Annotated in this window: 10 protein-coding genes and 1 pseudogene; all 11 read right to left on the bottom strand. The window is 71.5% G+C overall.

Translation table 11 applies throughout. The features are described from left to right. Positions 1-1,335, bottom strand: a 1,335-nt coding sequence (locus UW392_RS26135; RefSeq protein WP_320777572.1) for a cytochrome P450, incomplete at its 3' end; no start/stop codon positions are given. Positions 1,336-1,486: 151 nt separating this feature from the next. Beyond that, positions 1,487-2,107: a GTP-binding protein gene (locus UW392_RS26130; RefSeq protein WP_320777571.1), complete on the bottom strand. Its 621-nt coding sequence runs from the start codon at positions 2,105-2,107 to the stop codon at positions 1,487-1,489. Beyond that, entirely contained in the window at positions 2,088-2,534 is a 447-nt protein-coding gene (locus UW392_RS26125; RefSeq protein ID WP_320777570.1) for a DUF742 domain-containing protein, read from the bottom strand. The genes UW392_RS26130 and UW392_RS26125 overlap by 20 nt, the downstream gene beginning before the upstream one ends. Further along, the gene (locus UW392_RS26120) at positions 2,531-2,938 is read right to left on the bottom strand and encodes a roadblock/LC7 domain-containing protein (RefSeq protein ID WP_320777569.1); all 408 of its coding nucleotides are present in this window, start codon (positions 2,936-2,938) and stop codon (positions 2,531-2,533) included. The genes UW392_RS26125 and UW392_RS26120 overlap by 4 nt, the downstream gene beginning before the upstream one ends. Beyond that, the gene (locus UW392_RS26115) at positions 2,935-4,569 is read right to left on the bottom strand and encodes an ATP-binding protein (RefSeq protein ID WP_320777568.1); all 1,635 of its coding nucleotides are present in this window, start codon (positions 4,567-4,569) and stop codon (positions 2,935-2,937) included. Before UW392_RS26115 ends, UW392_RS26120 begins: the two co-directional genes overlap by 4 nt. Positions 4,570-4,910: 341 nt before the next feature. Next, positions 4,911-7,760, bottom strand: coding sequence for a DEAD/DEAH box helicase (locus UW392_RS26110; RefSeq protein ID WP_320777567.1), 2,850 nt, complete (start codon positions 7,758-7,760; stop codon positions 4,911-4,913). A gap of 108 nt (positions 7,761-7,868) precedes the next feature. Beyond that, positions 7,869-8,831, bottom strand: a complete 963-nt coding sequence (gene tatC, locus UW392_RS26105; protein WP_320777566.1) for a twin-arginine translocase subunit TatC — start codon at positions 8,829-8,831, stop codon at positions 7,869-7,871. A gap of 46 nt (positions 8,832-8,877) precedes the next feature. Beyond that, positions 8,878-9,162, bottom strand: coding sequence for a Sec-independent protein translocase subunit TatA (tatA, locus tag UW392_RS26100; protein WP_189217308.1), 285 nt, complete (start codon positions 9,160-9,162; stop codon positions 8,878-8,880). A 272-nt stretch (positions 9,163-9,434) separates the two neighbouring features. Next, positions 9,435-9,629 carry a hypothetical protein gene (locus tag UW392_RS26095; protein ID WP_320777565.1) on the bottom strand — a complete coding sequence of 65 codons (195 nt, stop codon included), beginning with the start codon at positions 9,627-9,629 and terminating at the stop codon, positions 9,435-9,437. Between the two features lie 9 nt (positions 9,630-9,638). Next, entirely contained in the window at positions 9,639-9,899 is a 261-nt protein-coding gene (locus tag UW392_RS26090) for a hypothetical protein (protein ID WP_320777573.1), read from the bottom strand. Between the two features lie 41 nt (positions 9,900-9,940). Then, a pseudogene (locus tag UW392_RS26085) lies at positions 9,941-10,240 on the bottom strand (hypothetical protein); the annotation flags it as partial.

The following is a 10,240-nucleotide window of genomic DNA, read 5'->3' as shown; positions in this document are numbered from 1 at the left end:
CGCCCGGCCGGTGCGCTGCGACGGCACCGCGCGGGCGGCGGGCTGCTGCATGACGTCCTGCTGGGGCTTGGGTACGAACCGCACCGGCAGCTCCACCAGGTGCCGGGACTGGATCGAGGCGCGCCAGGACAGCTCGCGCTCGTCGCAGGTCAGTTGGACGTCCGGCAGGCGCAGCAGCAGCGCGTCGACGCCCACGTCGGCGATGGCGCGGCCGATGTCCTGGCCCGGGCACTCGTGGGAGCCGCCGCCGAAAGCCAGGTGGGACCGGTTGCCCTGCATGTTGGCCGAGAGGTCCGGGCGGACGCGCGGGTCGACGTTGCCCGGTGCGATGCCGAACAGCAGTCCGTCGCCCTTGCGGATGCGCTGGCCGCCCAGTTCGGTCTCCTGCTTGGCGAAGTACCCGACGATCGTGCTGAACGGCGGCTCGTCCCACAGGGACTGCTCGACCGCCTCGGGCACCGTCATCTGCCCGCCGTTGAGCTGGGCGCGGAAGCGCGGGTCGGTGAGGACCATGCGCAGCACGTCGGCGATCAGGTTGGCGGTGCCCTCGTAGGCGGCGAGCAGGACCAGGCGCAGGTGCTGGCCGATCTCCTCGTCGTTGAGGTTCGCCGGGTGTCTGACGAGGTGACTGGTGAAGTCCTCCTTCGGTTCGGCCCGGCGCCGGGCGGTCAGCCGGAACAGGGCGTCCATGATGTACTGATTGCTGGCGATCGCGGTCTCGGTGCCCTTGAGCATGTCGCGGGCCGCCTGGACCAGGCGCTCGTCGTACTCCTCGGGCATGCCGAGGATCTCGCACAGCACCGCCATGGGCAGGTGCTCCGCGAACTGGCTGACGAGGTCGGCCCTGCCCTCCTCGCAGAACTCGTTGACCAGGCGCTGGGTCGCGCGGTTGATGAAGCGGCGGATGCCACGGTGGTCGATGGTGGACATGGCACCGGTGACCGCGCCGCGCAGCCGCAGGTGTTCGTCGCCCTCGGCCATGGAGCACATGGGCTGCCAGGCGAAGAGGGGCGTCAGGGGGTGGTCGGGCTTGACCGTGCCGTCCTGGAGGGCGTTCCACAGCCGGCTGTCGCGGCAGTACTGCGAGGGGCTGCGCACCATGTGCATGTTCTCGCTGTGGCCCAGCACCACCCAGATCGGCACGTCGTCGTGGAGCAGGGCGGGGGCCACGGCACCGTGCTCGGCGCGGAGTTTCTCGTACAGGGCGCCGAGGTCCTCCGCCCCGGGGCCGTACAGCCGGCGCAGCCCGCCGGGGCCGACGCCGTGGGCGGGGCAGCCGGGGGGCGGCACCGAGGGACTGTCGGTGCCGGGCGGGAAGAGGTGTTCAGACGTCACGACGGTGCTCCGAAGCCGGGGATCCGCTGCCTGGGATCCGTTTGTCCTGGGGAAGGGGACGGGGACGTGGAGGGCGCTCGCCCGCGCGTGCGCGGGGGTGAGGCCGGAGGGAGTGGGGGGAGGAGCGGACGGGAGGGCGCGGGCCGGTCGTTCACGCGGGTGCCTTCGCCGTCGCCAGTGCGTGCAGGAAGCGCAGCAGCGTCATCAGGACGTCCCGGCTGGAGGCCCGGCGCCGGGCGTCGCACGCCACGATCGGGATCTCCGGGGCCAGGTCGAGCGCCTGGCGGAGGTCCTCCACGGGATGGCCCGGCGCGTCCGGGAAGTCGTTGACGGCGACGACGAAGGGCACGCCCTTCTCCTCCAGGCGCCCGATGACGTCGAAGCTGACCTCCAGCCGGCGGGTGTCGAGCAGGACGACCGCGCCGAGGGCGCCTTCGAACAGGCCGTTCCACAGGAACCAGAAGCGCTCCTGGCCGGGGGTGCCGAAGAGGTAGAGCACCAGCTGGTCCGTGATGCTGATGCGGCCGAAGTCCATGGCGACGGTGGTGGCCGTCTTGGTGTCGGAGCCGAAGTTGTCGTCGACCCCGATGCCGGCCTGGGTCATGGTCTCCTCGGTCGTCAGCGGTCTGATCTCGCTGACGGAACCGACCATGGTGGTCTTGCCGACCCCGAAGCCGCCCACGATCACGATCTTCACCGCGGTCTCCGCCGTGTGCGGCAGATGGTCCTTGGGCGAGGGGCCCGTGATGGTGTCAGAGCCGTTGTAGTCCATGCATCACCGCTTCGAGGAGGGAACGGTCGGCCCGCGCCTGGGTGACCAGCGGGGCGCGCGCCTGGGCCAGTTCGGCCGCCAGCAGGTCGGTGAGCAGGACGGTCACCACGCTGAACGGCAGGTTGAGGTAGGCCGAGATCTCGGCCACGGACAGCGGGGCCTCGCAGATCCTGAGCAGTGCCGTCTGCTCCGGCGCGGCGGAGGGCGGCGGCTCGGCGCGCGCAATGATCAGCGTCACCAGGTCGATGGGGGCCCGTTCGCCGTCCCCGGGGCCCGCGCCGGTGAGGACGTACAGCCGTTCGGGATTCTTCTCCTTCCTCCCGTCCCCCGGCGCGTGACCGTCCGGCGTGCTGTCCTGGAGCGGCGGGGGCGGGGGCGGCGGCGGTGGTTCCCCGGTATAGCGCCGTTGGCGTCGCGGAGGAGTCATACGGTCTGCCCGTTGCGCCGGGGCGGACTGGTCAGATGGGAGCCGATCCGTACGACGAGGTCGCGCATGCGGGCGCTCATCAGTCCGGGTTCGGCGATCTCGTTGGCGAGAACCGCGAGGTAGGCATTGGGCCCGGCCTCCATCAGGTAGAAGTAGCCGCCGTGGATCTCGATGATGACCATGCGCATCCGGCCGTCACCGGCGTCGATCTCGGCGGCGACGGCGCCGGCCAGGCTCTGCAGGCCGGCACAGGCCGCGGCGACGCGGTCGGCGGCGTCCACGTCGCCCCCGTGGCGCGCGATGCGCAGTCCGTCGGCGGAGAGCACCACGATCTGCTCGATGCCGGGGACGCCGTCGGCGAGCTCCTTGAGCATCCAGTCGAAGTTGGCTCGCTGCTGGATCACTTGAGGTCCCTCTCGTCGTCGGCCTCCACGGGGACCGGCCCGTCGGTCGTGGTGGAGAAGGTGGGGTCGTCCGGGTTCCTGGTGAAGGCGGTCGGGTCCGGGTCGCTCTTGAGGCCGGCCATGAACGCCTCGACCCAGGCACCGGGCGGGTCGATGGGCTGCGGCTCCGGGTCGGACTCCCCCCACACGGGCGCGGCGGCCCGGGCGGCCTCGGCCGCGGCCTCCGCGGCGGCGGCCTCGGCCATCCGCTGGCTGAGCGGGGTCTTCACCCGGCTGCGGCGCTGCGGCAGTCCGCCCGGGGTCCACTCGGTGACGACGGGCACGTCGTCCTCGTAGCCCATGCCCATGGCCAGCTTCTCGGCAGAGGAGCGGACGGGCGGGCCGGTGGTCGGGCGCCGCTTCTTGACGGTGCGGTCGGGCCCCTCGACACCGTCGGTGTCCATGGTCGGCACGGAGGCGATGCCGATGCCGTGGGCGAGCCCGGGCGCGGCCTCGTCGGTGAGCATGTCGCGGGGGACGACCATCACGGCGCGGACCCCGCCGTACGCGGACTGCCGCAGCGAGACCTGCAGGTTGAACATGGTGGAGAGGCGGCCGACGACGGCGAGGCCGAGGCGCGGGGTGTCGCCGAGGTCCTGGAAGTCCATGCCGGCCTGGGCGCGGGCGAGCATGCCCTCGGCCTTGGCGCGGGACTCCTCGCTGAGGCTGACGCCGGCGTCCTCGATCTCGACGGCGATGCCGGTCTGCACCTCGATGGCGGTGACGTGCACCTTGGTCTGGGGCGGCGAGTAGCGGGTGGCGTTGTCGAGGAGTTCGGCCGCGGCGTGGATGAGCGGCTCCACGGACATGCCGTCGACGTTGACCTTGGCGATGGAGTGCAGCTCGATGCGGCGGTACTCCAGGATGCGGCACATGGCGCCGCGCAGCACGCTGTAGAGCGGCACGGCGTTGGGCCACTGGCGGCCGGGCCGGCCGCCGCCGAGGACGGCGATGGAGTCGGCGAGGCGGCCGATCAGCGCGGTGCCGTGGTCGATGCGCAGCAGGTCGTCGAAGACCTCGGGGTTGCGCCCGTGGTCCTCCTCCATCTCGCGGAGTTCCTTGTTCTGCTGGTGGACGATCGCCTGGACGCGCCGCGCGATGTTGACGAAGGCGCGCTGGGAGGAGTCGCGCCGGACCTCCTCGCGGTCGACGATGTCGAGGATCATGCGGATCAGCGAGCGCTGCGACTCGGGCAGGTGGCTGTACTCGGGGTTCTCCGCGATGCCCAGGCGGACCACCTCGGAGGGCGAGTCGCCGCAGCGCAGGCGGTCCAGCATGGCGGGCAGGACCTCCCGGCCGAGCGCCAGGAACTCCTGGTCGTGGGCCGTGACGCGGTGCTCCAGGTAGCCGGTCCGGTGGGCGAACTCGGCGCGCAGGGAGCGGACCCGACGGCCGCGGCGGACCACTTGGGACGCGGTCGTGACGACCAGGACGGTCGCGATGGCACCGCACCAGGCCACGGCGATCCTGGCCGGCCCCACCACCAGGGCCGCGGCGGCCCCGGTCGCCGCGGCCATCAGTATGGCCGGCGGCAACAGCACGCGTGCGTACGGAAGTTCACGGCCACCGGGAGGCGATTGAACACTCACCATGTATGCCCTCTGAGACGAATCGGCTGGGAGTAGGGGGACGTGCAGCGGTTCGTGGGTTCTCAAACGGAACCTTCGGTATTTTTGGGAACAAGCGCACGATTACACCTCAACTCGGTGCGCTGCGGGCGAGCTTAATCCGACCGGATCATCGCTGTGTCATATTCAGCAAGCCCCGGAAATCGGCACAGGAGCAGGGGTACGCTCGAACCCATTTGCACGCTGCGAACCCGCTCGAACACCGTGTGTCACGAGGAACGGGCATACGAACGGCGCCGTCCCGGGAGGAGGGAACACCCCTCCCGGGACGGCGCCGGGCCGGCCTTTCGCCGCAGCGGCCGCGCTCAGCCCACGGACGAGTACGCCACGACCCCGCGCAGCAGACCGTCGACCGCCTTGCGGGCGTTCTTCACCACCGTCGACCCCGGGGGCGCGGCGGCCGCGATCTGGCCGAGGACGTCGATCACCTGCTTGCACCAGCGCACGAAGTCACCGGCCGGCATCTCCGCCTCGCGCAGCACCTCGTCCAGGCCCGTGCCGAAGGCCCACATGTAGGCGGCCCAGGCGAAGCCCAGATCGGGTTCGCGCTGGCCGACGCCCTCCGCCTGGTTGATGCGGAAGTCCTCCTCCAGGGCGTCGAGCCGGCCCCAGATCCGCACCGTCTCGCTGAGGGCGGCCTTCGCCGCTCCGGAGGGCAGCTTCGGCGTGTACGCGTCGTCCCCGGACCGGGACTCGTACACCAGGGCGGAGACGCACGCGGCGAGCTCGGCCGGGCCGAGCCCCTCCCACACTCCGGCCCGCAGGCACTCGCTGGCGAGCAGGTCGAGCTCGCCGTACAGCCGGGCCAGCCGCTTGCCGTGCTCGGTGACCTCGTCGCCGCGCAGGTAGTCCAGCTCGGTGAGGAGGCCGACGATGCGGTCGAAGGTACGGGCGATGGTGTTCGTCCGGCCCTCGATACGGCGCTCCAGCTGCGACGTGTCGCGCTTGAGGCGGTAGTACCGCTCGGCCCAGCGGGCGTGGTCCTCGCGGTCGTCGCACCCGTGGCAGGGGTGCGCGCGCAGCGCGGTGCGCAAGCGCGCGATCTCCCGGTCGTCGGCGGCCGCGGACCGCTTCTTGCGGTGCCGCTCCGCGGTGATGTGCCCGGCCTTGGTGCGCAGCGCGGAGGCCAGGTCACGGCGGGACTGCGGCGAGCGCGGATTGAAGGACTTCGGGATCCGCATCCGCTCCAGCGCCTCCACGGGCACCGGGAAGTCGATCGACGCGAGCCGCTTGACCTGGCGCTCGGCGGTGAGCACGAGGGGCCGCGGACCGTCGTGGCTGTCGAAGCCGCGGTGGCCGTTGGAACGGCCGGCGGGCAGCCCCGGGTCCAGCACCAGCGCGAGCCCCGCGAACTTGCCCGTCGGCACGTGGATGACGTCGCCCGGCTTCAGCTTCTCCAGCGCCACGGCGGCCTCCGCGCGCCGCTGGGCGGCGCCCTGCTTGGCCAGCTCGGTCTCCCGGTCCTTCAGCTCGCGGCGCAGTCGCGCGTACTCCTCGAAGTCGCCCAGGTGGCAGGTCATGGAGGCCTGGTAGCCGTCCAGTCCCTCCTCGTTGCGCTGCACCTGCCGGGAGATGCCGACGACCGACTTGTCCGCCTGGAACTGCGCGAACGAGGTCTCCAGCAGCTCGCGCGAGCGGTGCCGGCCGAACTGCTCGACCAGGTTGACCGCCATGTTGTACGACGGCTTGAAGCTGGAGCGCAGCGGATAGGTGCGGGTGCCCGCGAGCCCGGCCAGGTGCTCGGGGCTCGTGCCCCGCTGCCAGAGCACGACCGCGTGGCCCTCGACATCGATGCCGCGACGGCCCGCACGGCCGGTGAGCTGGGTGTACTCGCCGGGGGTGATGTCGGCGTGCTGCTCGCCGTTCCACTTGACGAGCTTCTCGAGCACCACCGAGCGGGCCGGCATGTTGATGCCGAGCGCGAGGGTCTCGGTGGCGAACACGGCCTTGACGAGGCCGCGCACGAACAGCTCCTCGACGACCTCCTTGAACGTCGGCAGCATGCCCGCGTGGTGGGCGGCTATCCCGCGCTCCAGGCCCTCCAGCCACTCGTAGTAGCCGAGGACGTGCAGGTCCTCGCGGGGGATGCTCGCCGTGCGCTCCTCGACGAGGGCACGGACCCGCTCCCGGGCCCCGTCGTCGTTCAGCCGGAGGCCCGCGTGCAGGCACTGCTGCACGGCGGCCTCGCAGGCGGCGCGGCTGAAGATGAAGGTGATGGCGGGCAGCAGGCCCTCGGCGTCGAGCCGCTCGATGACCTCCGGGCGGCTCGGGATCCAGATCCGGGAGCGCTGCCGGCGCTCCCGCTCCCGGTCGGCCTCGCGCATGGCGCGGCCGCGCTTGCGGTCCTGGTACGAGGGCCGGCTGGCCTCCATCCGGGCCATGCGGGTGAGGTCGGGGTTGACGGCTCTGCGGTGCCCCTCGCCCTCCTCGAACAGGTCGTACATCCGGCGGCCCGCCAGCACGTGCTGGAACAGCGGCACGGGCCGGTGCTCGGAGACGATCACCTCGGTGTCCCCGCGCACGGTGTCCAGCCAGTCGCCGAACTCCTCGGCGTTGGACACGGTCGCCGACAGCGACACCAGCGTCACCGACTCGGGGAGGTGGATGATCACCTCCTCCCAGACGGCGCCGCGGAAGCGGTCGGAGAGGTAGTGCACCTCGTCCATGACCACGTACCCGAGCCCGCTCAGCGTCTGCGAGCCCGCGTAGAGCATGTTCCGCAGCACCTCGGTGGTCATCACGACCACCGGCGCGTCCGAGTTGACGCTGTTGTCGCCGGTGAGCAGGCCGACCTTGTCCGCGCCGTAACGGCGGCACAGGTCGGCGTACTTCTGGTTCGACAGCGCCTTGATCGGCGTCGTGTAGAAGCACTTCTTGCCCTGCCCGAGGGCGAGGTGCACGGCGAACTCGCCGACGATCGTCTTGCCGGAGCCGGTGGGCGCGGCCACCAGCACGCCCTTGCCCGCCTCGAGCGACTGGCAGGCCTCGATCTGGAAGGGGTCGAGGCCGAAGTCGTACATTCCGCGGAAGGAGGCGAGGGCGGTGGCCTGCTCGGCAGCGCGCTTACGGGCTGCCGCGTACCGCTCGGCCGGTGAGAGGTCCTCTGTCATCGTGCTTTCGAGGTTACCGGCCCGCACCGACAACAGGACGATCATTATCCGGATCCCCTCCCGCCGGGCACGGGAACCCCGCAGCTCAGCGGAGACGGAAGCGGCCGGCGGCGCCACACGGGCGCCCCGGCCGCGAAAGGTGTCCGGGGAGGGTCAGGTCACGTCGTCGTACCCGTTGACCCGGTCCTTGCCGGGACCGGCTCCGCCGGTGCCCTCGGGCAGCGCGCGGTTCGCCGGGACGGCTTCGACCTCTCCGATCGCCTCGGGCGTCAGGTCGAGCTCGGAGGCCTCGTCGTCGCCGGGGCCCTCGGCCTCGCGGCGTGCCCTGCGGCGGTCGTTGAAGAGCGAGACGCCGACGGCGCCGAAGTAGAGGACCCAGATCGGTCCGGCGAGCGCCATCATGGTCAGCGGGTCGGTGCTGGGCGTGGCGAGGGCCGAGAAGACCGTGATGCCCATGATCATGGCGCGCCACCAGCCGAGCATGCGCTTGCCGGTGATCATCCCGGTGAAGTTGAGCATGATCAGGAGCAGCGGCAGCTCGAAGGCCAGTCCGAAGACGACCACCATGCGCGTGACGAGGTCGAGCAGGTCGTCCAGGGGCAGCAGGTTGTCGACGTTGGCCGGCGTGAACTCGATCAGCACTTCCGCCGTGGTGGGCAGCACCGAGTAGGCGAAGTAGGCACCGCCGAGGAACAGCGGGGCGCCGGTGGCGACGAAGGCGATCGCGTACTTCTTCTCCGCCTTGTGCAGGCCGGGCGCGATGAACGCCCAGAGCTGGTAGAGCCAGACCGGCGAGGCGAGGACGACGCCCGCCATCAGGGAGACCTTCAGCGCCAGCGTGAAGGGCGTCAGCAGACCGTTGATCGTGATCTGCGCGCAGGTTTCGTCGGAGGTCCTCGCCAGTTCCTCGAAGGTCCTGGCACAGCCGACCGACTCCAGGATCGGCTTGGTGAGGAAGTTGATGATGTCGTTGTAGAAGAACGCGGCGACGACCGTGACGACGACGATGGCCAGCAGCGCCTTCGCGAGCCGGTTGCGGAGCTCACGAAGGTGCTCCACCAGGGGCATCCGCCCTTCGGGATCCTTCTCCTGCTGCTTGCGGGCAGACTTCAGCAACCCACGTTCCCATCTCGTGCGGCAGGCCGGGGGTCACCGGCCCGCGTCAGCGCTTGGTCGTGTCCGTCGGCTCGGTGACCGGGCGGGAGCTGGTCACGTCACCGGGCGCGGCCTGGATGGTACGCGCGGTCGCGGTCCCCTCCTGCGGCGGGGCGGAGGGGGCGGCGGAGTCGTCCTTGTTCTCCGACTTCATCGCCTTCGCCTCGCTCTTGAGGATGCGCGCGGACTTGCCGAGCGAGCGGGCCATGTCCGGAAGCTTCTTCGCGCCGAACAGCAGAATGATGACGACGAGGATCAGGATGATCTCGGGAGCGCCGATCCTTCCGAACATAAGTTTTACCTTCTCACAGAGGCGGCGGGCGGGTCGCTGTCCGACCGGACGGACACAGGTCCGACGATCGCGCTGGCAGCGATCGTAACGCTCAGGGGTGAACGCAAGGCAATCCCTCTGCGTACTCCGAGTTGCGGCCCGCGCCTCGTTCACCGGGCCGCGACCATGAGCGTACCTGCCCCCGGTACGGGGGTGACAGGGCGAAGTGCCCCGAAGTGCCCGGCACCCCGAACCCCCGGAACACACCGTGCGGATTCACCGCCGGTGCGGGGTCACAGCCCGTCCACGGCGCGGGCCGTGCTCACGGCCGCCCGCTCCAGGTCCTCGGCGGCGCGGTTGATGCGGCGCGCCGAGTCCGTGACCTGCCTGCCGAGGCGCTGGGCCTCGACGAAGACGCGCACGGCGAACACCCCCAGCACAGCGAGTCCCAGGAACCCCACGGCGATCGCGAACATCGGCCAGAACATGGGTCGAGCCTAGCCCGCCGAGTGCAGCCGCAGCGTGCGCACCCCGCCGCCGGTCAGCAGCTCGACGATGCGCTCCCCCGCGGGCTTGCGGACGGCCGCCCCGCACTCGGGGCAGGTGAAGGAGTAGAAGGTCCGCTCGCTGGTGGCGCCGATGGCGAGCCGCAGCTCGCTCGCGCCCAGCTCGTAGCTGGCCCGGCAGTCCGGACAACCGGCCCGGAACACCACTCCGGCCACGCGCCGCATGCCGGCGAACGCGACCGCCACGGACATCTCCGGCGCCTCGGACGTCACCGACCCGGTCACCGACCCGCTCACCGTCCCTGCTCCTGTCTGTCGAACCGCGGGTCCTGGACTTCCGGGGCGCCCTGGGGCCACCCGCCGGAAGCGACCCGCGGCCCCTCGTGCACCGGCTGCGGGCCGCCGTGCACCGACCGCGACACACCGTCACCCACCGGCGCCCCGGCCGTCCCGTACGCGCTGCCCGCGTCCCCGGGCACGTGGGGCACCGAGCCGTACTCCGTGCGGTCGGCGTCGCCGCCGGCCCGCGCCTCCGCCCCGTACGTCGGGCCGCCGGCCGCGTCGTGACCCGCGCCCGGCTCGCCGGGCCCGCC

The organism is Streptomyces sp. CRN 30, from assembly GCF_034105845.1.
The sequence above is the reverse complement of the archived record's forward strand: the minus strand, read 5'-3'. Positions and strand labels throughout refer to the sequence as shown.

Excerpts from the sequence above, each read along its gene's own strand:
- UW392_RS26130 (WP_320777571.1), bottom strand. The coding sequence starts at position 2,107 with ATGGACTACAACGGCTCTGACACCATCACGGGCCCCTCGCCCAAGGAC.
- UW392_RS26125 (WP_320777570.1), bottom strand. The coding sequence starts at position 2,534 with ATGACTCCTCCGCGACGCCAACGGCGCTATACCGGGGAACCACCGCCG.
- UW392_RS26115 (WP_320777568.1), bottom strand. The coding sequence starts at position 4,569 with ATGGTGAGTGTTCAATCGCCTCCCGGTGGCCGTGAACTTCCGTACGCA.
- UW392_RS26110 (WP_320777567.1), bottom strand. The coding sequence starts at position 7,760 with ATGATCGTCCTGTTGTCGGTGCGGGCCGGTAACCTCGAAAGCACGATG.
- tatA (WP_189217308.1), bottom strand. The coding sequence starts at position 9,162 with ATGTTCGGAAGGATCGGCGCTCCCGAGATCATCCTGATCCTCGTCGTC.
- UW392_RS26095 (WP_320777565.1), bottom strand. The coding sequence starts at position 9,629 with ATGTTCTGGCCGATGTTCGCGATCGCCGTGGGGTTCCTGGGACTCGCT.
- UW392_RS26090 (WP_320777573.1), bottom strand. The coding sequence starts at position 9,899 with ATGTCCGTGGCGGTCGCGTTCGCCGGCATGCGGCGCGTGGCCGGAGTG.